16 protein-coding genes are annotated in these 22,593 nt (G+C 54.3%); 10 read left to right on the top strand and 6 right to left on the bottom strand.

Annotated features, from left to right (window positions below):
* Positions 1–54 precede the first annotated feature (54 nt).
* From Q1L85_RS07915 to dapE, 5 genes are all read right to left on the bottom strand, one after another.
* Positions 55–2,991 (bottom strand): valine--tRNA ligase, encoded by a 2,937-nt coding sequence (locus Q1L85_RS07915; RefSeq protein ID WP_300432801.1) that lies wholly within the window; start codon positions 2,989–2,991, stop codon positions 55–57.
* Positions 2,992–3,134: 143 nt separating this feature from the next.
* Complete coding sequence (locus tag Q1L85_RS07920; protein ID WP_300426944.1) at positions 3,135–3,632, bottom strand: hypothetical protein; 498 nt, start codon at positions 3,630–3,632, stop codon at positions 3,135–3,137.
* Complete coding sequence (locus tag Q1L85_RS07925) at positions 3,632–4,069, bottom strand: DNA polymerase III subunit chi (RefSeq protein WP_300426945.1); 438 nt, start codon at positions 4,067–4,069, stop codon at positions 3,632–3,634. The genes Q1L85_RS07920 and Q1L85_RS07925 overlap by 1 nt, the downstream gene beginning before the upstream one ends.
* Position 4,070: 1 nt before the next feature.
* On the bottom strand, positions 4,071–4,898 hold the full coding sequence (locus tag Q1L85_RS07930) for a putative RNA methyltransferase (protein WP_300426947.1): 828 nt from the start codon (positions 4,896–4,898) through the stop codon (positions 4,071–4,073).
* On the bottom strand, positions 4,898–6,025 hold the full coding sequence (gene dapE / locus Q1L85_RS07935; RefSeq protein WP_300426948.1) for a succinyl-diaminopimelate desuccinylase: 1,128 nt from the start codon (positions 6,023–6,025) through the stop codon (positions 4,898–4,900). Before dapE ends, Q1L85_RS07930 begins: the two co-directional genes overlap by 1 nt.
* Before the next feature lie 156 nt (positions 6,026–6,181).
* Here dapE and Q1L85_RS07940 point away from each other — a divergent pair, with 156 nt between their 5' ends.
* From Q1L85_RS07940 to Q1L85_RS07985, 10 genes are all read left to right on the top strand, one after another.
* Positions 6,182–6,745 (top strand): hypoxanthine-guanine phosphoribosyltransferase, encoded by a 564-nt coding sequence (locus tag Q1L85_RS07940; RefSeq protein ID WP_300426950.1) that lies wholly within the window; start codon positions 6,182–6,184, stop codon positions 6,743–6,745.
* Between the two features lie 117 nt (positions 6,746–6,862).
* Positions 6,863–9,163: a hypothetical protein gene (locus Q1L85_RS07945; RefSeq protein WP_300426952.1), complete on the top strand. Its 2,301-nt coding sequence runs from the start codon at positions 6,863–6,865 to the stop codon at positions 9,161–9,163.
* 155 nt (positions 9,164–9,318) lie between these two features.
* Complete coding sequence (locus Q1L85_RS07950) at positions 9,319–9,810, top strand: chemotaxis protein CheX (protein ID WP_300426954.1); 492 nt, start codon at positions 9,319–9,321, stop codon at positions 9,808–9,810.
* 213 nt (positions 9,811–10,023) lie between these two features.
* Positions 10,024–10,791 carry a TetR/AcrR family transcriptional regulator gene (locus tag Q1L85_RS07955; protein ID WP_300432805.1) on the top strand — a complete coding sequence of 256 codons (768 nt, stop codon included), beginning with the start codon at positions 10,024–10,026 and terminating at the stop codon, positions 10,789–10,791.
* Between the two features lie 45 nt (positions 10,792–10,836).
* On the top strand, positions 10,837–13,167 hold the full coding sequence (locus tag Q1L85_RS07960; protein ID WP_300426958.1) for an RND family transporter: 2,331 nt from the start codon (positions 10,837–10,839) through the stop codon (positions 13,165–13,167).
* On the top strand, positions 13,164–13,946 hold the full coding sequence (locus tag Q1L85_RS07965; protein ID WP_300426959.1) for an outer membrane lipoprotein-sorting protein: 783 nt from the start codon (positions 13,164–13,166) through the stop codon (positions 13,944–13,946). The genes Q1L85_RS07960 and Q1L85_RS07965 overlap by 4 nt, the downstream gene beginning before the upstream one ends.
* Before the next feature lie 12 nt (positions 13,947–13,958).
* Complete coding sequence (locus tag Q1L85_RS07970; protein WP_300426960.1) at positions 13,959–15,182, top strand: hypothetical protein; 1,224 nt, start codon at positions 13,959–13,961, stop codon at positions 15,180–15,182.
* A gap of 104 nt (positions 15,183–15,286) precedes the next feature.
* Positions 15,287–16,684: a TolC family protein gene (locus tag Q1L85_RS07975; RefSeq protein WP_300426961.1), complete on the top strand. Its 1,398-nt coding sequence runs from the start codon at positions 15,287–15,289 to the stop codon at positions 16,682–16,684.
* Entirely contained in the window at positions 16,681–17,823 is a 1,143-nt protein-coding gene (locus Q1L85_RS07980; RefSeq protein WP_300426962.1) for an efflux RND transporter periplasmic adaptor subunit, read from the top strand. The genes Q1L85_RS07975 and Q1L85_RS07980 overlap by 4 nt, the downstream gene beginning before the upstream one ends.
* On the top strand, positions 17,820–20,942 hold the full coding sequence (locus tag Q1L85_RS07985; RefSeq protein WP_300426963.1) for an efflux RND transporter permease subunit: 3,123 nt from the start codon (positions 17,820–17,822) through the stop codon (positions 20,940–20,942). Before Q1L85_RS07980 ends, Q1L85_RS07985 begins: the two co-directional genes overlap by 4 nt.
* Here the strand turns inward: Q1L85_RS07985 and Q1L85_RS07990 are convergent.
* Positions 20,936–22,525 (bottom strand): ATP-binding protein, encoded by a 1,590-nt coding sequence (locus Q1L85_RS07990; protein ID WP_300426964.1) that lies wholly within the window; start codon positions 22,523–22,525, stop codon positions 20,936–20,938. The genes Q1L85_RS07985 and Q1L85_RS07990 overlap by 7 nt on opposite strands.
* Between the last annotated feature and the right edge of the window lie 68 nt (positions 22,526–22,593).

Here is a 22,593-nt window from a genome sequence, read left to right on the forward strand (position 1 = left end):
AAACGCCAGGTCTTTGCAGAGCTGGCGTTTTTGTTTTCCGAGCAATGTCGCTGATTACAACGCTTTGATCTTTTCGATCTGGTCGTTGAGTTTGGCGATGTCACGCTCGAAGCCGGCGGCTTTTTCTTTCTCTTTTTCGATCACGGCTTCTGGTGCTTTGTCGACGAACCCTGGGTTACCCAGTTTGTTCTGTACTCGCTCCAGTTCTTTGCCGAGTTTTTCAATCGACTTGCTCAGACGCGCTACTTCTGCGTCTTTGTCGATGAAGCCAGCCATGGGTACGAGTACTTCCATGTCGCCCACCAGTTGGGTAACAGACATAGGTTCTTCGTCGCCTTCGTTCAGCCAGGTCAGTTTGTTGAGCTTGGCGAGTTTCATCAGGAAGGCCTGGTTTTCTTCGGCACGGCGGAAGTCTTCGTCACCGCCGTTTTTGAACAGCAGTTCCAGTTCGAAGCCTGGGGCGATGTTCTTCTCGGCGCGGACGTTACGTACGGCGGTAATCACGTTCTGCAGCCATTCGATGTCGGCTTCGGCTTCGGCGTCGATCAGGGCGTCCTGAGCTTCTGGGTAAGCGGCGAGCATGATGGTATCGCCGGATTTACCCGCGAGGTCTTTCACCTGATGCCAGATAGACTCGGTGATGAACGGGATGATCGGGTGTGCCAGTCGCAGAATAGCTTCGAGTACGCGTACCAGCGTACCGCGAGTGCCGCGCTTCTCTTCTTCGGTGGCGTTTTCGTCCCACAGAACTGGCTTAGACAGCTCGAGGTACCAGTCGCAGTATTCGTTCCAGATGAATTCGTACAGCGTCTGTGCGGCCATGTCGAAGCGGTACTGATCCATATGGCGGCGTACTTCGCTTTCAGCGCGTTGCAGGCGGGAGATGATCCAGCGGTCTGCCAGTGACAGGGCAGCGTCTTCTCCGTTCACACCACAGGCGGCTTTCATGGCGTCGGTGATTTCGATCAAGCCGCCATCTGCATTCTCAACGGCCTCTTCGCCGGCCACAGACAACATCACGTAGCGTGAGGCGTTCCACAGCTTGTTGCAGAAGTTACGGTAGCCTTCGAGGCGCTTCATGTCCCAGTTGATGTCACGGCCGGTCGAGGCCATGGCAGCGAGGGTGAAGCGCAGGGCGTCGGTGCCGTGTGGCGCGATGCCTTCCGGGAATTCTTTCTGAGTGCGCTTGCCGATTTTCTCAGCCAGTTGTGGCTGCATCATGTTGCCGGTGCGCTTCTCGAGCAGGTCGTTCAGTGAGATACCGTCGATCATATCCAGCGGATCGAGGACGTTACCTTTCGATTTGGACATCTTCTGGCCGACTTCGTCACGGATCAGGCCGGTCACGTACACGGTTTTAAACGGTACCTGTGGTTTGCCATCGTCATCTTTGCAGAAGTGCATGGTCATCATGATCATGCGCGCAACCCAGAAGAAGATGATGTCGAAACCGGTAACCAGTACGTCGGTCGGGTGGAAGTCGAGCATACGCTTGGCGACTTCCGGATCGTCCAGGTTTGGCCAGCCCAGCGTACCGAAGGTCCACAGAGCAGAGGAGAACCAGGTATCCAGTACGTCTTCGTCCTGTGAGAGCTTCACGTCGTCAGCCAGGTTGTTGGCTGCGCGTACTTCGGCTTCGTCGTGGCCAACGTAGACGTTACCTTCTTCGTCGTACCAGGCCGGGATACGGTGACCCCACCACAGCTGACGGGAGATACACCAGTCCTGAATGTCGCGCATCCAGCTGAAGTACATGTTTTCGTAGTTCTTTGGTACGAACTGAATGTCGCCGTTCTCTACCGCTTCAATCGCAGGCTTCGCCAGTGTCTTGGCGTCAACGTACCATTGGTCGGTGAGCATTGGCTCGATGACAACGCCGCCACGGTCGCCGTATGGCACAGTGAGGTCGTGGTCTTTGATTTCGTCGAGCAGGCCAGCGGCTTCAAAATCAGCGACGATGGCTTTACGCGCGGCGAAGCGCTCCATGCCACGGTACTTTTCTGGAATGCTGGCTTTTACATCTTCGTTTACGCTGCCGTCGGTGTTGAACACTTGTGGCACGTCACGCACGTCGGCGTTGAAAGTGAAGATGTTGATCATTGGCAGGCTGCAGCGTTTGCCGACTTCATAGTCATTGAAGTCGTGCGCTGGGGTGACCTTAACGGCACCGGTGCCTTTGTCCATGTCGGCGTGTTCGTCGCCCACAATCGGAATACGACGGTCGACTAACGGCAGCACGATGTCTTTACCGATCAGATCTTTGTAGCGCGGATCTTCCGGGTTAACGGCTACACCGGTGTCGCCCAGCATGGTTTCCGGACGGGTGGTCGCAACAACGATGTAGTCTTTGCCTTCAGAGGTTTTCAGACCGTCGGCCAGCGGGTAGCGCAGGTGCCACATGTGACCTTTCTTGTCTTTGTTTTCGACTTCGAGGTCAGAGATAGCGGTGTGCAGTTTCGGGTCCCAGTTTACCAGGCGCTTACCGCGGTAAATCAGGCCGTCTTTGTACAGGCGGATAAAGACTTCCTGAACGGCTTTATAAAAGCCATCGTCCATGGTGAAGCGTTCGGTGTCCCAGTCCACAGAGTTACCGAGTCGACGCATCTGTTTGGTGATGGTGCCACCGGAGTGTTCTTTCCATTCCCAGACTTTCTCGAGGAACTTTTCACGGCCAAGCTCGTGGCGGTCTGGCTGGTTTTCAGCGGCGAGTTTGCGCTCAACAACCATCTGGGTCGCAATACCGGCGTGGTCGGTACCAACCTGCCACAGGGCTTTTTTACCCTGCATACGCTTATAGCGGGTGAGGGCGTCCTGGATGGTGTGCTGGAAGGCATGACCCATGTGCAGTGAACCGGTGACGTTCGGCGGCGGGATCATGATGGAATAACCTTCGCCGGTCAGTCCGTCTTGGTAAGGCTTGAAGTAGCCTTTCTCTTCCCACTCTTTGTACCAGGTTTGTTCGATTGCGCTGGGTTGGTATGTCTTATCCATTGCTGGCTGCTACTCGTTTTGGACGTGAAAAAAACGTGCAGGAGTATACCGGATTCGGGAGCCGGTGGGCAGTCGCAGAGACTGAAACAAAGCGCCCGGCAATTGCCGGGCGCTTCAGGAGGAGGTGGTCTGATGCGTGAGGCTTATTCGCCTTTCTCGAGCAGATCGCGGATACGCGAGCGCAGGCGGCCTTTCAGCAGGGGCATCATTTCTTCAACCAGCTCATCTACCATGCGCTCACGCTTCAGCAGATTTACCAGTGATGCGCTGGTTTCGCTCATGGTCTGGTCGATTTCGGCACGCTTCTGCATTGCTGGGTTAAGTGGTGAATTGACCGAAGGGCGAGGGGTCGGTTCGTCAACATTTGCAGCGGTGCGCTTGCTGATATGGTCAAGGACCTGACTGAGTGAGCTGACACTTGATACCCGCTCGGGTACTGGTGCGACCTGAGCTGGCGCGGTTGGCTTCAGAACAGGCACAGCACGCAGCGGCGTGGCGGGAGCAGATGCTTTTTCTTCAAACAGATCATCCAGCACCGGAATAGCAGCGTGCTCCGGTGAGTCGGAAGATTCGTTGTCGAGGACCCGTTGCAGCATCTCTAGCTCTGCCAGCAGATCTTTGGGTTCGTCCCTGTTGCTCATCAGCGCATTCTCATATCTTTGTGTTCAATAGGATAGCCGCGATCTTTGAGGAAGCGGAAGTGCTGACGAGTGTAATCCAGTACGTCATCATTCTGCACTACTACTTCTACCAGACGTTCAAAACGGCTGAAAAAAGCCGGTAACTCCGGACTCAGATTAATAATGACATCGTGATGATGTCCTGATTCCGGATGCCAGCCGATACTCACCGGGCAATCTGCCGGTGCGTCTTCTGCGTTCAGAAGAGCATGCGGTACAAAGGCATCTTCTCTGAACTGCCAGAGCATGTCATCCAGTGCCCGGGCGTCCTGTTCGTTAGCGACCTGCAGAAGAACACTGCGGTCTTTCTGTCTTACCTGTTCGACCAGACGACAGGCAAAAAACCACTGCTCGTGCTGGGTCTGTCCGCCAAGAATGTAAAAATCGGCCTGCGTCATATCAGATACTGTCCGTCCGGCGGAAGCGCTGCAGGATCACATCGGCACGTACGTCCAGATGATGTAACTGTTGCAACGCACTGGCTTTGTCCGGAGTAACCTTCCAGCGGTGCGGTGTCATCAGCAGCAGGTTGTTGATCATAGTGCTGTCGTTGAGTTGGAACCGGAACGCTACCGGGACTTCCTCTACGCAGCTGAAACCTGCCTGATTCATCGACTCAACCGGCGAAAATGCATCCAGACGAACGTCATCATAAATCTGCTGACGCAACTCGTACAGATGATATGGGCCGGTATGCGCAGTAATAATGTCACCGTCTGTAACTAAGGCGTGATCAAGACCCTGGGGCATCAGCGGAGTAAAGAGCGATACCACAGTGTTAATGCTGTGTTTCTCTACCGGAGGCCGTGCGCCACTCGCTACCAGCCAGCGAATCAGCCTGCTGCGTCGACATGCGGCACGGACGGCCTCGCGTGAGATATCAAGGCCCGTTATGTCTGCGGAGACACCCAGGGATTCACGCAGACGCTCGGTGTAATACCCTTCACCACAACCAATATCGAGAATCCGGCCAGGGCTCACCATACTGTTCAGTGCATCAGATATCGGCTGATAATGCCCGGCATCCAGAAACTCAGTGCGGGCGCGGACCATGTCCGCGTCATCGCCCGGATTCTTAGATTTTTTGTGGTTGACCAGCAGCAGGTTCAGATAGCCCTGCTTTGCCTGATCATAGGTGTGGTTTTCCTGACAGCGCCACTGCTTGTCACTGGTGCTGAGTGGAGCTTCACACTTAGGGCAGATCAGCCCGGTTACCGCCTCAATCATCAGGCCAGCAACTCAACCAGCATCGCTTCGTAGATGTCGGTCAGGGTGTTCAGGTCGTCGGCACTCACGTGTTCGTTCACCTGGTGGATGGTCGCATTGATCGGACCCAGCTCCACAACCTGTGCACCGGTTGGTGCGATAAAGCGGCCATCGGACGTACCGCCGGAGGTCGACAACTCGGTGTCCCGGCCCGTCACATCTTTAATGGCTTTGACCGCCGCCTCGACCAGAGCACCCTTGTCGGTCAGGAATGGCTGCCCACTGAGTTTCCAGTCAATGTCGTACTCAAGGCCATGCTTCTTCAGGATGGCCTCGGTGCGCTCTTTCAGGATCTCGGCTGTCAGCTCGGTCGAAAAGCGGAAGTTAAATACCACCTCACAGGTACCCGGAATCACGTTCGTTGCACCAGTGCCGGCGTTGATGTTGGAAATCTGGAAGCTGGTGGCCGGGAAGAAGTCATTGCCGTCGTCCCATTTTTCAGCGGCCAGTTCCGCCAGTGCCGGGGCTGCGATATGCACCGGGTTTTTGGCAAGATGAGGGTAGGCCACGTGACCTTGTTTGCCCTTAACAGTGAGCACACAACCGAGAGAACCACGACGGCCGTTCTTGATAACGTCACCCACGAGTGTAGTGGAGGAAGGCTCACCGACAACGCACATGTCGATTTTCTCGTTCCGGGCTTCCAGCGTTTCGATAACCTTTACCGTACCGTTATGGGCCGGGCCTTCTTCATCGGAGGTAATCAGATACGCAATGGAGCCTTTGTGATTCGGGTGCTTTTCAACGAAGCGCTCTGTTGCTACCAGAAATGCAGCCAGTGAACCTTTCATATCGGCGGCGCCACGGCCGTGCAGCATACCGTCGATGATCTTCGGCTCAAACGGAGGGTTATCCCAGTTGGCTTCTGGGCCGGTTGGAACGACGTCGGTGTGACCGGCAAAGCAGACCACAGGCTTACTGTCGCCTTTACGGGACCAGAAGTTATCGGTGTCACCAAAACGCAAGGGCTCGTTTTTAAAGCCAATGGCCGCGAGGCGTTCCATCATCAGTGCCTGGCAGCCTTCATCTTCAGGCGTTACGGAAGGGCGGGCAATGAGGTCGGCGGCCAGTTGCAGCGTCGGGGTCATGGTGAATCCTGTAATTAACGGTTTGAAACAGAGCGTGAATCATATCACAGGCACTGGCTGAAACACGCTGGGCGGGTTGCGATGTGGCCGGTGCGGTCATACCATGCAGAAAGTGACATCACAGATAACGTATTGGTTTAACTGGAATTATTATTTATGACCCCAAGCCTGACCCCTGAGCAGCTGAAAGTTGTCCTGCAGGAAGCAGACCTGCTGAAATCCCGTGACGAAGTTGAAGCAGCTCTGGACTCCATGGCAGCGGCCATCACTGAGAAACTCGCCGACAGCATGCCGGTTGTGTTCAGCATTATGAATGGTGGACTGGTGGTTGCCGGTCAGCTGCTTACTCGTCTCAATTTTCCGCTGGAGCAGGGCTATATGCACGCGACCCGTTACCGGGGCGAGGTCACTGCTCAGGCTGATCTGCAGTGGCAGGCGATGCCGACGGTTCCGATGGAAGGGCGTACCGTTCTGATTGTCGACGATATCTTCGATGAGGGTTACACCCTGCAGGCCGTGGTTGAGGCCTGCAAAGCCCAGGGAGCCACCGAGGTACTGACTGCGGTTCTGGTCGATAAACAGCATGACCGTAAAGCGCCGGGTATGACGGTGGATTTTGCAGGGCTGGAAGTCGAAGACCGTTACGTCTTTGGCTACGGCATGGATTACCGCGGATTCTGGCGTAATGCGCCAGGTATCTACGCAGTGAAAGGTCTGTAAGTTACCTTTCTGAGCCAACTGGCTGAATAACATCCGGTTGGCACTGGGTGTCCTGTTGCATATGGTCACCTGCGCCTAGTCTGCGCCTTTCCCACAACTTATGGATGAGGCGCGGATATGAACTTTCGTTCGATATTCCTGATACCCCTGATTTCTTCACTGATCGCTTGCGGAGGCGTGGACGAAGAGCCACCTGGCGATGTCGATATGTCTACATTTACCGGCTGTCTGCAGGATACCTGGACACGAGCCAGTGCCCCGGCGAGCGGCGCCAATGTAGAGCTGACCTATGAATTTCTGGAAGACGGCACGTTTATTCAGCGCAGCCACGTCGACAATATCTCGACTTACGAGTATCTCAACGGTATCGAGAATACCGATTACGATATGGAAGTACTTCCGGGTATTTCACTCGACATCATCATGCTCCTGCAGATTCTCGGGCCATTCTATGTCGAAGGCTACTTTCATACACAGGGCACCTGGACGGCTGATGACGAAACCGGTGTGGTGACTATGAACCTGCCTGCTTCCCGCTCATTCGGACATTCTATCTGGTCAGCGAATGGCGCTAAGAATGACTTTAACCGCAGTTATCCCAATGTTGAGTCGATGGAACTCAAGTCGTCTGATCAGTACGCCTACTGCACGGATGATCAGTTAGTTGTCGGCACCTTCCGGAAAGACGATGACAGCGACATCGCGGGCCTCTGGAACAACCTCAAAGATGATTTCTACGTCGCTGAAGACTATGCGGGTGCGACTTACCGCCTTCGTGTGGACACCGGTGAGTTGTACAGTAAATCCCCTTATCGTATGTACCTTGAGAGTGATGGGTACAAGCTTGGCTCCTGTTTAGAAAACGGCACCGGGCATCGCTTGCCGGGACTGGAGCCAAAGTACTTTGTACTAACACCAGAGGGTGAGCTGGTGGATACGGGCGTTGTGGTGCCTGAGCAACCAGAAAACCCCGGATTTTCGTATCGCGAGATACTGAGTGATGAATACCTGTACATATACAATGAAGGCACACTCGTCAGGCGCGATATTTATACCGGTAACGAGACGACACTGGATGCTCCGGGGCTGGTTGGGTCGTTATATGCCGTTGAAAAGATAGCTGGTGGTCTGCTCCTGATTGCTCAGGAGGCTGACACTGAAACCAGCGACAGCTTTATCTCTGCTGCGCGTATCTATGATGACTCCGATGAGGTTTCATTGACCCGCTTGTTTCCGTACGTATTTGTCACCGTGAATCGCTTCGGTGACCTCCTGATGCTGAAAAGCAGCGAGGGAGAAGACAGTCAGATCTGGACCTATGATTTTGTGTCTGGAGTCACTGCGGAGGTTGCGATTCCTGATGATCTTATTGCCGGAGATTTCTTGAGTCATTTCCGTCGGGGTGATCGCGCGTTGTTGCTGGAAGAGAAAGTCACAGGCGCGACCTGGTTGTGGGATTACAATTTTGCCAGCGGCGAATTTGAGGAAGTGACCAGTATCCCAGAGGGGGTATACGGGCAAATCTATCCCACCGACAGCGGGGTAGACCTGGTGCGGGCTCTCTATCGGCAGTCCGACCGCGATGCGTCGATTACTTTTTCTCATCTCAGTGCTGAGAATGATTTTGCTCTGACCTATGCAGAGAGCTTTCCAGATTATGTTCGTTTTCAACAGCGCCGCGACAACATGTCTCAGTATTTCTTCAGTACACAAAACAGGGATAATCCGAATCAGGAAGAACTCTATCTGGTCGACACTGTGATGGGTACGGCTAAGGCCCTCTCGCCAGAGCCGCATGAGGTCGGGGTACCGGAGTATTTTGATGACGGCAACCGTATTCTCTATCGCAACGAATATCCTAGCTCTTCCTATCAGAATGAAATGATCGCGATCCGACTGGAAGGAAATGAGCTGGCCGAAACCCAGCGATTCCCGTTTTTTGCCATGTATCAGTATGACGCTGCGGCACTGGATGGTGTAACCGCTTTCCATCTTCAGTCTTACGTCGATGGCGAAGCCGTCAGCTATTTCTATGTAGCAGATGGCCCTGATTCGTCCTTTAACCTGATCAGTACCGATTATCACTTTGGTGAAGATAACGCTGCGTTCGGCGATGATTTTATCGTTTCTGATTATCATATGATCGCGGCGGGGCGCACCGAATATTCGGGTCGCGAGCTACTTATGTATAACCCGGAAACCAAAGGCGTCGATTTTATGGACGTACTGCCAATCCCTGACGCTTCGTCAGCATTAACCTATGTTGGTTCGCTGAACAGTGGAACCGTACTGTCGGGTTGGGATGAAGACAACGGCTGCGCAGGCCCTCACGGTGACCTTCACTTTGAAGAGGGCAACCTGTGGTATGAAAATGGTATCCGTAGTTTTTCTGGTACCCAGTGGTTTGTGAGAGACTAAGGCGCCACAGTGCGATCGCACTGGGTTTCCGCGGGAGTGTTTCAAATAACCGTGGGTTATAAAAAGGGGGCTCAGCCCCCTTTTTTCGTCTGAGCAATTATTCCGCAGGGGCCGCTTCTGTCAGCTACACTTTTCTATCAGAGGTGGCCGATTCTATGAATGTTGATTTCATCAATCCCTTCATCGAGACGATCGATAATATCCTGGCAACCATGGCGTCGATGACGTGCGAGCATGGAAAGCCCTATCTGAAGGACGGTATTGCGCCATTGGGTGTAGTTACCGGACTGATTCCTATGGAAGGGGATGCTGTTCACGGATCTTTAGCGATCAGTTTCTCGGAAGGAGCGATCTGTAAGATCAGTAGCAGCATGCTGGGCGAAGATGTTGCTGAACTTGACGATACCTGCAAAGACCTGACCGGTGAGCTGACCAACATGCTGTCGGGTGGCGCGCGTAAGCTCTTGTGGGAAAAGGGCTACAACTTTGAAATGGCCAAGCCAGAGATGGTTGAAGGGGAGGCCGACGTACAGCACTCAGTGAATGGGCCTGTGTTGGTGATTCCTTTTAATACTAAAGCCGGACCTTTCTTTATCGAAGTTGCGATATGCAACAAGCTACGGAAGGCAGTCTTAGATACTGCTTGAAAATGGAACAGTGAAAACCGGGAACTCCCGGTTTTTTTCTACTTGCAGAAATCCCCTTACCAGTTAGTATGACGATTCGTCAAAAATGACGGATCGTCAAAAATGGTATTTATCCGGACAATAAACAGAATTATTCAATCCGCCTGGGGCTCGCTTCCCAAGGCGTGTCCTTCCCGTCACTGGCAGTTAGCCGGATGCCCGGAAGCGACTCTGATGTATATGGAAGATACGTCGCCGTCTTCAGGTGGGCGCAGCCCCCGACAGGAAGAAAAATGGCAGGCGCGCGAACAGAAACTGCTTGATATCACGCAGGAACTGATCGAGGAACATGGTTTTGCCTTCTTCAATATGGATCGGCTGGTAAAAGCCAGTGGTGTATCGAAGGGCACGATATACAACCATTTCTCGGGCAAAGAAGATTGTCTGTCGGGTCTGTGCGTCAGGTGCATGGAAGAGACTGCCGGAATGTTCCGTCGGGCTCTGACCTTCAAAGGTACCCCGCGGGAAGTGGCCCTCGCTATCCACTATGCCTACAGCCTCCACCTCCGCATGAATCCCACGTTCTCAATGTCGCTCATTACAGTGCGCACCGCCGGGTTTTCAGAAAAAACATCGCCGGAGCGGGCGGCCTTATTGCACCGCATGGATACTGAACTGTTTACCCTGGCCTACAGCGTGATTGATCGGGCTGTGGCTGAGGGCGACCTGAAGCTTGCTGAAAATATGGACCGTGTGGTGATGGCCTTTCTTAACTGGGCGGTCTCGTACGGCATCAATATGCTGGCAGATACAGGATTTGAGCATTCCATCAGTGATCACCTTGGCGATAAGAATATTGCCCTGATCGGTGCCAATGTGCTGATGGATGGTCTGGGGATGAAACCGCTGTCGACCGAATGGGACTACAGCGCGACCTGGGAGCGGATCGGTAACGAAATCTTCCCGGAAGAAGTACAACAATTACAACAGGGAAGTTTCTGAGTCAGAGCTTTCCCCACATAGTCCATAAACGCAGGAGCCTGAAGCATGCGTCGTTTAACTGAACGATTGGCGACAGAAAAACCGTGGCTGGTGATCGCTCTGATCATTATCGCCAGCCTGGTTGCCGCCGCTGGTGCCCAAAATCTGTATTTCCGTGGCGATTACAAAGTCTTTTTCGAAGAGGGGTACGGCCCCCTGAGTGACTTTGAAGAAATGCAGAAGGTATTTAACAAAAGCGACAGTATTGCCGTTCTGATCGTCCCTGAATCCGGCGATGTGGTGGATGCGGAAGTGCTCACCCTGATTCAGGAATATACAGAAGAAGCCTGGCAGACGCCTTTCTCAAGCCGGGTGGATTCGTTGACGAATTACCAGAATACCTGGGCAGAAGGCGACGACATGATCGTTGAAGATATGGTGCTCTATCCTGACGAACTGACACAGGAAGATCTCGACCGCATCCGCGCGACTGCCATGGCAGAACCGTCTCTGAACGGTCGGATTATCTCGCCTGACAGCCGCGTAAGTCTTATTAACATCACACTGCAGTTGCCCGATATCACTGACAACACCGCGAACGTTGCCAGCGTGATGGATTTTGTACGTGATCTGAGCGCCCAGTTTGCAGAGCGCTATCCGGATATTGCGTTCTACCATACTGGCATTATCCCAATGAATTACAGCTTCGCGACGGAAGGTCAGAAAGACATGTCAACGCTGGTACCTGCCATGCTGCTGCTGATTGTTGTTCTACTGGCGGTTCTGCTGCGTAGCGTGTCGGCGATGCTGGCAACGGTGATCGTCCTCGTCCTGACCATCATGGCGACGATGGGGCTTGCCGGTTGGATGGGCTTCTTCCTTTCGACGGGCACGATTAACGTTCCTATTGTTGTTCTGACCATTGCGGTCGCCGACTGCGTGCACGTCGTCGCGACCATGCAGTACGGCATGAAGCAGGGCAAAACCCGTCGTGAGGCCGTGCGTTACAGTCTTGAACTGAACTGGATGCCTATTTTTATTACCAGTGCGACGACGGCCGTCGGTTTTATGACCCTGATGATGTCAGAGTCTCCGGTATTTGCTGACTTCGGTTTCCTGTGTGCGATGGGCGTGATGCTGGCATACGCTATGTCGGTAACCCTTTTCCCTGCACTGCTTTCTGTGATGCCGGTGAGTGCGGGTGGACGCAGTGATGACAAGGCACCGGCCATGGCTCATTTCGGTGATTTTGTGATCCGTCATCAGACGGGCCTGCTCTGGGGTGGGGTACTGGTCGTCGCTGTGCTGAGTGCGCTGGCGATGCGTAACGAAATTAATGATGTCGCCACCGAATATTTTGCAGAGTCGACGGCGTATCGTCAGTCGGTTGATAAGCAGGCCGAGACCCTGTCCGGGTCGCAGTCGATCGACTGGGCGATGTACTCAAGCGAAGAGGGCGGTATCAGTAATCCCGAGTTTATTGCCGTCATGCATGAGTTTACTGAATGGCTCGAGCAGCAGCCGGAGATTGATCATATCAGTGGCCTGTCTGACACTTTTATGCGTCTGAATAAGAATATGCATGGTGATGATGCAACCTGGTACCGCATCCCGGATGATCGTGAGCTGGCAGCGCAGTATCTGTTGCTCTACGAAATGTCGTTGCCTTACGGTCTCGATCTGAATAACCAGATTAATGTTGATAAGTCCGCAGCCCGTATGACCTCGGTCCTGAAAAATCTGGGCAGTGTTGAAATCGTATCACTCGAAAATCGTGCCAAAGCATGGTTTGAAGAAAATGCTCCGGACATCCGCCTGACTGCGGCCAGCCCTGCAGTGATGTTCTCGCATATTGGTGAGACCAATATGAAGAGCATGATTCTGAGCATGATCATGGCACTGTTTATTATCTCGGGCATTCTGATCTTTGCTCTGCGCTCATTGCGCCTGGGGGTGATCAGCCTGTTTCCGAATATTACTCCGGCGCTGGTGGGCTTTGGATTCTGGACCTTTATTTCTGGTGAAATCAACCTGGGGCTGTCGATCGTCAGCTCTATGACACTCGGGATTATTGTCGATGATACGGTGCACTTCCTGAGCAAGTATCAGCGCGCCCGCTCTGAAGGCATGACGACAGAAGCCGCCGTACGCTACTCATTTGTGAATGTGGGCCGCGCGCTTCTGATCACGACACTTGTTCTGGTACTGGGCTTCTCTATGTTGTCGTTCTCAGCGTTCCGTCTGAACTCAGACATGGGGATTGCAACGTCCATGATCATCCTGATCGCCCTGATTATTGATTTTCTTATCCTGCCACCCATGCTGTTGTGGCTGGATAAAGATAAACCCGCGGCAGATACCGCCGAAGGCTCATCCCTGAAAGGAGAACACGCATGAAACTGATAACAACCCTGTTCAGCGCTCTGATATTTGTTGCACCGGTCGCGATGGCGGACGATGGCGGCCGTGGGCTGGAAATCGCGAAAGACCGGAAAGCGCGCGATACTGGCTGGGGAACCTCGGAAGCAGAAATGACCATGATTCTTCGCAACTCCCAGGGCGAGGAATCACAGCGGAAAATGCGCCTGAAAAATCTGGAAGTGCTGGATGATGGTGATAAAGGCCTGACGATATTTGACGAACCAAAAGATGTCAGTGGTACGGCATTCCTCAGCTTTTCGCACATTGATAAGCCCGACGATCAGTGGCTTTATCTGCCTGCACTGAAACGTGTGAAACGTATTTCTTCGCGTAATAAATCCGGCCCATTTATGGGCAGTGAGTTTGCCTACGAAGATATGGGCTCATTCGAACCAGAAAAATACGAGTTCACCTATCTGCGTGATGAGCCCTGTGCAGAAAGCATGACCTGCCACGTGATTGAAAGTGATCCGACAGACAAGTTCTCAGGCTACACCCGCCAGATTACCTGGCTTGATACTGAGCACCTGCGTCCGGTGAAAACCGAATACTACGACCGTAAGAATACGCTGCTGAAAACTCTGACGATGAGTGAGTGGAAAGTATACAAAGAGCAATACTGGCGCGCAGACCGTCTGGAAATGAAAAATCACCAGAACGGTAAAAGCACCACTCTGTTGTCTCACAATATTACGTTCGATACAGAGCTGACGGATGCTGATTTCAGCCAGGCAGCGTTGAAGCGCGCACGTTAATCCGGAGGGGCTATGAAAAAGTTCTTACTTATTCCAGCGCTGATCAGTGCGCCGGCGTGGGCAATGGACTGGTCTCTGGAGGCCGGTGTCGAAGGGCGGCGCTTCTTTAACGAGGGAGCGTATCCCGGGCAGGTGGATGACCAGTGGTCTGTTCGCCTGCAACCCGAACTGGTGTGGGACAGTGAAGATTCTAACGGACGCTTCACGCTGACACCGTTTTACCGTCATGACTTTGCCGACGATGAGCGCACCCACGCGGACCTGCGCGAAGCCATGTACATGACCTGGGGTGGCAGTTGGGAGTTGCGGGCAGGTATCGGGAAGGTGTTCTGGGGTGTCACTGAGTCACTGCATCTGGTGGATGTGATTAACCAGACAGATCTCGTCGAGGCTCTCGATGGTGAAGAAAAGCTGGGCCAGCCAATGGTTCAGGGCATCTGGTTGTCGGAAGCAGGCACCTGGGAGGCCTTTATTCTGCCGGGGTTCCGTGAGCGGACCTTTGCCGGTGAGTCCGGACGTTTCCGTTTCCCTCTGGAGGTATCTGACGAGGCCAGATATCAGGCAGAGGAAGAAGAGTGGCACACCGACCTGGCTCTGCGCTGGAGCAACTCGCTGGAACTTAATGGGTATCCACTGGATGTTTCTGCGTCGCTGTTCCACGGCACCAGCCGCGAGCCATTGTTCGAGCCACAAGTGACAGTCACGGAGGCCGGTCCTGTCGTATCAGGGCTGACGCCTTACTATCCGCTGCAGAATCAGGTTGGTGCAACACTGCAATATGCACTGGAAGGTTGGCTGCTGAAAGCCGAGGTGCTGTACCGGGACATTCTGAAAGACACCCTGAACGGCGAAGCGCTGAAGGATCAGACGGCAGCTGTCACCGGGTTTGAGTACACTTTTGTCGGGCCATTTGATTCGGCCGCTGATCTTGGTGTGTTGATGGAATACCAGAGTGATAGCCGCGGCAAAGACGTCGCTATCGCGCAGAATGATCTTTTTACCGGCGTGCGTTATGCCTTTAACGACATGTCATCGAGTGAAATTCTTGCGGGGTTTACTCAGGATCTGGAGCGCGCTGACAGTCGCTTTTTTCTGTTGGAGGCCAGCACCCGTCTGAATCCTTCGACGACGATTGATGTCACAGCCATTGTCGTAACGGCGTCAGACGAAGAAGCCCCTTTGCTGGCATTCCGTCAGGATGACAGCATTGAAGCAGCTCTGAACTTCTATTTCTGATTTGTCGCCTGTGTGCATCGTAGGCGGTAAAGAAGGGTAAACCGGATTTCGCGACTGAGTCTCAGTTACTAATATGACGACTTAAGACATCCGGAGTCTGTCCTTTGAAATTTCTGTCAGAAAAGCCGGCAACTAAGCCGGCAATTCTATTACCTTTGGCTATGTGTGTCGGCATGCTCAGTGCCTGCACAACGGTGATTCCTTCACAGCCCTCCCAGTTTGAATTTAATGATGTGTTCCAGGCGGAAAGCGCCAGCGAAGCAATGCCTGTGGATTGGTGGACTCAGTTTTCTGATGCCGAGCTGAACGCGTGGATGGTGCTCGCGCTTGAGCGTAATTTCAGTCTGCAGGCAGCGCAGGCGCGACTGGATCAGGCCCGGGCCGGCCTGCGGGGCAGTCGCAGTGATTACTATCCCTCACTGGAAGCCTCCCTGGGTAAAAAACGCAGCTGGAATGCTGACGATACGACCGCAACCGCCTGGTCTGGTGGTCTCTCAACCAGCTACGAGATTGATATCTGGGGAAGCATCCGCGCGGCATCAAATCAGTCGTTTATGAATCTTCAGGCCAGCTCTGCTGCGTACCGTACGGTAGCCAATACCATCGCAGGCGACGTCACCACCGCCTGGCTGGGGCTGCGGATGCAGGCGGAAAATCTGGCGTTACTGAATGACCAGCGTCAGCGTCTGCAGACCGCACTGGAAGTGATTGAAGGCCGCAAGAAACGCGGTCAGGCCAAACTGAGTGATGTCTGGCAACAACAGAAACTGCTTGAGTCGCTGCAGGTCGATATTCTCAGTGCTGAGGCTCAACGCGATATCTATATTCAGCAACTGGCCGTCTGGACCGGACAGGGGCGTTCAGACCTGACCCCGGAGAAAGTCGCAGCGCTCGGTAAACTGCCCGAAATCTCGGGTGAGATTACCGCTCTGCCTGTCGCTGTTATTCAGGCACGCCCGGATGTTGAGCAGGCGTGGTTTGCGTTACAGGCTGCCTCTGCTGGCGTCGCTATTGCGGAGTCCAACCGCTACCCGCGCCTGACGCTCAGCGCTTCATATAGTGGGGAAGATCCGGAGTTCAGTCAGATCTTTGATAACTGGGTTGCCAATCTGGCGGGATCACTCGTACTGCCATTGATTGACGGTGGACAGCGTCGGGCGGAAGTTCAGCGACAGCGCGCTCTGGAGACAGAAGCCGTTGCAGAGTATTCCCGTACTCTGCTGGAGGCTGCGCAGGAAGTTCAGGAGGCCCTGGTGCAGGAATCCCGTTATGCGCGCACCGCAGCCAGCCTTTATGGGCAGCTCGATCTGGCCCGCCGTACCCTCGAACTGCAGGACTACTACTACGCGCGGGGGCAGCTCGACTTTCTTGAGCTACTAAACGCCCAGCAGGAACTGCTGAACCTCGAATCCCAGTACCTTGCTGCGCGCTGGAATCACGTGCAGGCACGCATACAAGTTTATAAATCTGTCAGTCATGGACAGTTCGGAGACACCGAATGACACCGTCGTCTAAAAAGACTCTGCTGATCGCCGCGATCGCTATCCTGATTATCATGTTGGGCATTGTCGGTTTTCAGGCCATTAAAAATTCTGCGCCCGTCCCTCAGCGTAAAGCGCCGGAAGAAGTTGCCCGGCTGGTTGATGTACAGCCTCTGGAGCGAGGTTCCGTGCGGCCGCAGTGGCAGGCTGGCGGTACCGTTGTTGCAGCGGATATGGTGTCTCTGATGCCGCAGGTCAGTGGCCGTGTTCACAGTGTGACTCCGGAAGCGGTACCCGGGGCGACCCTGAAAGCGGGGACTCTGCTGGCGGCCATTGATGATGTGGATTACCGGCTGGCGCTGAAGCAGGCGCGGGCAACGCTGGCTCAGGCCAAAGCTGACCTCGCGGTTGAGAAAGGTCAGGTTGCTCTGGCAGAAGAGGAATACCGTCTTTCGGGTGCTCAGTTAGGTGACGATGATCGTGCACTGGTGCTGCGCGAACCTCAGTTATTAGCGGCAGAAGCCAGCGTTGCAACGGCACAGGCTGCTGTCGAGCAGGCAGAAGCCGATCTGAAACGTACAGAAATCCGCATGCCGTTTGATGGTCAGATTGTTTCCCGGAGTGTGAGCCCGGGAAGTCAGGCATCAGCCTCGACCGAGCTGTTCAGCGTTGTGGCGTCGGCGGAGTTCTGGATTGAAGTCAAAATTCCGCGCGCCTTCCTGCTGCTGCTCGATCACTCTCAGCCGTCACAGGTTTCTCAATCAGGCTGGGGGACTCGGGTCCGCTCTGCCGATCTGTTGAATGTATTGCCTGATGTTGACAGCACAGATCGCCAGGCGAAAGTCGTTCTGCGTCTCAGCAAGCCTCTGGATGAAAGCGCCGGCCCGCTGGTGCTGGTGAATGATTTCGTTAATGTCACCCTGGTTGGAAAACAACTGAAAGAGACGTTCGTGATCCCGCGCCGTACTCTGAATAACGGCAATACCGTGTGGGTGGTCAGTGATGGGCGACTGGCGAAGCGCGAAGTCACACCTGAGTACATCGGCCGCGACAGCGTCTGGATTAAAGAAGGTTTTGAAGCGGGAGACCAGCTGCTGCTCAGTCAGGTGGACGGCGCGGTGCCTGGTATGCCGGTTCGTATTGCAGGAGAGTCTGAATGAGTCGTCGTGGAGGTCCTGTCTCGTGGATGACCCGGCACGGTGTTGCGCCTAATCTGCTGATGGCATTTCTGATCATTGGCGGCCTCGTGATGTCGCTTATGATCCGTAAAGAGTTTATCCCGAGCACTGATGCCGACATGGTCATTGTGTCTGTGGCCTACCCGGGCGCGACCCCGTCAGAAATGGAACAGGGGGTGGTGCTGCCGATTGAGAATGAACTCAGCGGGCTGGATGGCTTTGCCGAAGTGACGTCCACGGCTACCCAGAGTTCGGCTGTCGTGACGGTCGAACTGAACAACGATACTGACCGTCAGCAGGCTTATCAGGATATCCAGCAGGCGGTAAATAATATCACTACCTTTCCTGCCGGGATTGAGCGGCCGGTGGTCCGGATTGCCAGTCACAGTCGTGAAGTGATGGAATTGGCTCTCTTTGGGCCGCTCGATAAGTTCGAACTGAAAAAACTGGCAGAGCAGATCCGTGAGAAATTTCTGGATGCGCCGGAAATTTCTAAGGTTGAGCTGAAAGGCACGCCAGACGAAGAAGTTCATATCGAAATATCTCAGTCAGTGCTCGAAAGTTATGGTCTGACACTGCAGAGCGTTGCCTCTGTCGTTGGCAATAATGCGATTGAGCAGAGTGCAGGTACCGTGCGTACCGACGGCGGCGATATTCTGGTGACTCTTGATAATCGTCTGTACTGGGCGGAAGAATTCCGGGACCTGCCTGTCGTCAGCGGCGAAAGCGGGGTGCACCTGCGTCTTGGCGACATTGCGACTGTGACTGAGGGCTTCAGCGACAGTAACCGTCTGGTGACATATAACGGTAAAACGTCGATTGGTCTGGATATCTATCGTACAGAAAATCAGACACCGTTAACCGTGACTCAGGCAGCGTACCGACAGCTCGAAGAAATTATCCCGACACTGCCACCGGGCGTCGAAATTATTGTGACTGACGATGATGGAAAAACCTACAACGAACGGGTTGGCCTGCTGCTGAAAAATGCGTCGATCGGTCTGATTCTGGTGTTGGTGCTACTCAGTATTTTCCTCGAATACCGCCTGGCATTCTGGGTCACCATGGGAATTCCGACGGCTTTTCTGGGCGCATTGCTGTTACTGCCTTCGATGGATGTATCCATCAATATGATTTCTATGTTCGCCTTTATTATTGCGCTGGGCATCGTGGTGGATGACGCCATTATCGCCGGTGAAAATATATTCGAACATATGCAGCAGGGGATGAATTTTCAGGACGCAGCCGTGCAGGGCGCACGCGAAGTGGCCATGCCGCTGGCCTTTGCGATTCTCACCAACGTTGCCGCCTTCTTACCTCTGCTGGCGCTACCGGGCATGATGGGCAAGCTGTTTATTGCCATTCCGATTGTGGTGATCAGCTGCTTCCTGATTTCCTGGATCGAAGCGCTGTTTATACTACCGACGCACCTGGCGCATCTGAAAAAGAAAAGCCCGGATGCTCCTCTTAACCTGCTCGAGCGGATTCAGCGACGTGCAGATAAACGTCTGACGCAATTTATTACCGGCACCTATCAGCCTGTCCTTGAGCGTTGCCTGAAATATCCGTCACTGACGGTGGCAGTCGCCGTTTTCTGTCTTCTGATCGTGATGGCGTGGCCGATGAGCGGGCGGATGGGCTTCAGTATGTTTCCGCGTATTGAAGGTGAATTCGTGGTGGCCACGGCAGAGCTGCCTTCGAACGCGCCGATGGCGCAGGCTCTGGCCGTCCGAACGTTGCTGGAAGACCGACTGACGGCAGTGAACGACGAGATTGAGAGTCGTGGTCGCCCGCTGGTGGTCAGTATTGAAGGGGACATCGACGGCACAACCGTCGAAGTGCAGGGCAAGCTAGTCGACTCGGGCGAGCGTCCGGTCAGTGCGTCAGCGCTGGTCAATCTGTGGCGCGCCGAAATTGGCGAGATATCGGGGATCCGCAGTCTGACCTTTGACTCAGAGCGCGGCGGTGGTCCGTCTGGGGGGGCCGGCCTGACCGTCGAACTGCGCGGCAGTCGCACCGAAATTCTTGAGCAGGCGAGCGCCGATATGGCCGTTCAGCTGGCTGGATTTGGTGGAGTCAAAGACGTTGCCAACGGGTTCACCAGTGGTAAGCCTCAGTGGGATATCGAACTGACAGAAAAAGGCCGCAGCCTGGGTCTGGAGGCCGATGACGTTGCCGGTCAGGTGCGTGCGGCACTGTACGGATCACGGGCCTTGCGTCAGCAGCGTAATACCAGTGAAGTGACAGTGCTGGTGCGCCTGCCGGAAAGTGAGCGCAGCCGCAGTGCTGATATTGAGCAGTTAAAAATACTGACGCCTTCCGGTGCCTATGTACCACTTTCTGAAGTTGCAGAGTTGGTGAAGGGAAATTCCCCCGCCAGTATCTCGCGCCGAGACGGACGACAGATCGTTAACGTAACCGCAGAAGTTGAGCCGAGAGAGCAGATCCCGGCCGTCATGAATCTGCTGCGTACTGAAGTGTTTCCGGATCTGGAAGCCCGCTATCCGTCGGTTGATTTTGGTTTCCGGGGGCGTCAGGCCGATACGCAGGAGAGCATGTCGTCACTGATGTTATACGGCGCGTTCTCTCTGATGCTGATCTATGTGTTGCTGGCGATTCCGTTCCGCAGCTATTTCCAGCCGTTGCTGATCATGGCCGTGATTCCCTTCGGCGCCGGTGGTGCGATGTTGGGGCACATAATGCTTGGCTATGGCCTGAGTATTATGAGCATCATGGGTGTAGTCGCGTTGGCCGGGGTAGTGGTGAATGACAGCCTGATTCTGGTCGATTACGCCAACCGCCTGAACCGGAGAGATAAGCTGGCGCCATACGAAGCAATCGTCAGGGCGGGTGTGCGACGTTTCCGGCCGATTCTGCTGACGACTCTGACCACCTTCGGGGGGCTGGCGCCGATGGTGTTCGAGACCTCACGTCAGGCACAGTTTATTACCCCCATGGCGGTATCACTGGGCTTCGGAATCCTCTTCACGACCTTTGTTTGTCTGCTGGTTCTCCCGGCACTGTATCTGCTGCTGAGTAACTTCCTTGGCTTATTTGAGAATGAGGAAGAACAACAGCAGCAGGCTGCTGCGGGTCAGTAAACAGCGTCCCGGGCTATACTGCGGCGGCGCGCTTTCTGTTTTGGCATTGAGATCCGGAAAGCGACGCCTCTCTCGGTAGGCTCGAGGACGATATCCCCCTTCATGCGCTGGCGGATGATGTTGTATACCAGATGCATCCCCAGACCGGTGCCGCCTTTACCGCGACGTGTGGTAAACAGCGGCTCAAAAATCTTGGTCTTCGCTTCTTCACTCAGCCCCGTGCCGTTATCTGTGTAGAGAATGACGACGTTATCCTTGTCTTCCCCCACGCGGATATGAATTTCACCATCAGCACGGTTCTGAAGCCCGTGAGTCAGCGAGTTCATAATAAGATTGGTAAGAATCTGCTGAATCGCAACCGGAGATACCTGCATCGTCAGATGCGCAGGGCAGTCGACGGTAATTTTATGGTGAGTGTCGCGCAGGTTCGGGGCGAGGGCCTGTAACAGCTCTTCGATGGTGTCGCGCATTTTTATCCAGTCGCTGTCATCTGCGATCTGTCCGGCGCTGACCGCCTTAAAGCTCGCCATCAGCTCACTGGCCCGACGTAGATTTTCGCGCAGCATATCCAGGCTTTCGGTGACGGCTCCGAGATCCTGACGCGTACGGTCGTCGGCCTTGTCACCGAGGGTATCTTCCAGCATTCGCACATCGTTGCGCAGGCAGGATTCCATGGTAAGGCAGAGCCCGAGTGGCGTTTCGACTTCGTGGCCAATGGCGGCAATCATCCCACCCAGTGCCGACAGTTTCTCGGCTTCGATGAGCTTGCCCTGAGTCGTATGCAGGTCATCCAATGTCTGATTCAGGCGAGAGATGGTGTCGCTCAGATGCTGTGTCCGCTCTTCGACGCGTCCTTCCAGTTCAGCGTTAATGACCGTCAGCTGTTGTTGCGAGCGGGTATTGCGCATCAGCTCGCTGAGCAGCCGGTCATTAAGAGCATTAAATGACGAAATCAGCCGGTCGATTTCATCGCCGTATGGGCCGGTTTCGACTGCAAGAGGGTCATGCAGACCATGATTCAGTCGGGCTTCGGCTTCGTCGGCCATCCGCGATATTCGCCGCGCGACGACTCTGTGCATCACAAGCACCAGGGTCGCAGCCAGCGCCAGAAGCAGAATCAGGGTGGTGATTGCATATGGAATCAGGCTGGTCAGGGTATCAATCAGAATCTGGCGCTCATTGAAGCCCAGCTCCAGCTCTCCGATGTTCTGGTCGCGGTAATTCAGCGGAATGCGTGCAATGTTGCTGTGGTAGGGGCGGGTACCGTGTTCAACGTTCAGCGATATGGTGTCGCTGGCGCGCGCATAGCCAATGTCTGACTGTGAGAGGATGCCCTGAAGCAGAAACTCCAGCTGTTCGCGGTCATACTGCCAGAGCGCATGCGCGACTGACTCGGTAAAACCCTCGCGAATTTCGTCGCTGCGCTGTTCGAAATAGTGACTCTGGACCTGGTAAGTCCAGACGATCAGCAGAGCAGCCGCGATACCACCGATAATAAGTGATGTCAGCGTGAAATAAATGAACGTCCGGCGGATTAGACAGCTGTTGAGGCGGGCTATCCTGTGTCTGATGTACGAGCGCACTGGCTCCCCTGTTATCCCAATGGGGCAGAAGGCATCTTACCTGATCGTTCTGTCAGCGCAATGGAAGG

The organism is uncultured Thalassolituus sp., assembly GCF_950066645.1.
GTDB lineage: Bacteria > Pseudomonadota > Gammaproteobacteria > Pseudomonadales > Oceanobacteraceae > Thalassolituus.

Excerpts from the sequence above, each read along its gene's own strand:
- Q1L85_RS07915 (WP_300432801.1), bottom strand. The coding sequence starts at position 2,991 with ATGGATAAGACATACCAACCCAGCGCAATCGAACAAACCTGGTACAAA.
- Q1L85_RS07920 (WP_300426944.1), bottom strand. The coding sequence starts at position 3,632 with ATGAGCAACAGGGACGAACCCAAAGATCTGCTGGCAGAGCTAGAGATG.
- Q1L85_RS07925 (WP_300426945.1), bottom strand. The coding sequence starts at position 4,069 with ATGACGCAGGCCGATTTTTACATTCTTGGCGGACAGACCCAGCACGAG.
- Q1L85_RS07930 (WP_300426947.1), bottom strand. The coding sequence starts at position 4,898 with ATGATTGAGGCGGTAACCGGGCTGATCTGCCCTAAGTGTGAAGCTCCA.
- dapE (WP_300426948.1), bottom strand. The coding sequence starts at position 6,025 with ATGACCCCGACGCTGCAACTGGCCGCCGACCTCATTGCCCGCCCTTCC.
- Q1L85_RS07940 (WP_300426950.1), top strand. The coding sequence starts at position 6,182 with ATGACCCCAAGCCTGACCCCTGAGCAGCTGAAAGTTGTCCTGCAGGAA.
- Q1L85_RS07945 (WP_300426952.1), top strand. The coding sequence starts at position 6,863 with ATGAACTTTCGTTCGATATTCCTGATACCCCTGATTTCTTCACTGATC.
- Q1L85_RS07950 (WP_300426954.1), top strand. The coding sequence starts at position 9,319 with ATGAATGTTGATTTCATCAATCCCTTCATCGAGACGATCGATAATATC.
- Q1L85_RS07955 (WP_300432805.1), top strand. The coding sequence starts at position 10,024 with ATGTATATGGAAGATACGTCGCCGTCTTCAGGTGGGCGCAGCCCCCGA.
- Q1L85_RS07960 (WP_300426958.1), top strand. The coding sequence starts at position 10,837 with ATGCGTCGTTTAACTGAACGATTGGCGACAGAAAAACCGTGGCTGGTG.
- Q1L85_RS07965 (WP_300426959.1), top strand. The coding sequence starts at position 13,164 with ATGAAACTGATAACAACCCTGTTCAGCGCTCTGATATTTGTTGCACCG.
- Q1L85_RS07970 (WP_300426960.1), top strand. The coding sequence starts at position 13,959 with ATGAAAAAGTTCTTACTTATTCCAGCGCTGATCAGTGCGCCGGCGTGG.
- Q1L85_RS07980 (WP_300426962.1), top strand. The coding sequence starts at position 16,681 with ATGACACCGTCGTCTAAAAAGACTCTGCTGATCGCCGCGATCGCTATC.
- Q1L85_RS07985 (WP_300426963.1), top strand. The coding sequence starts at position 17,820 with ATGAGTCGTCGTGGAGGTCCTGTCTCGTGGATGACCCGGCACGGTGTT.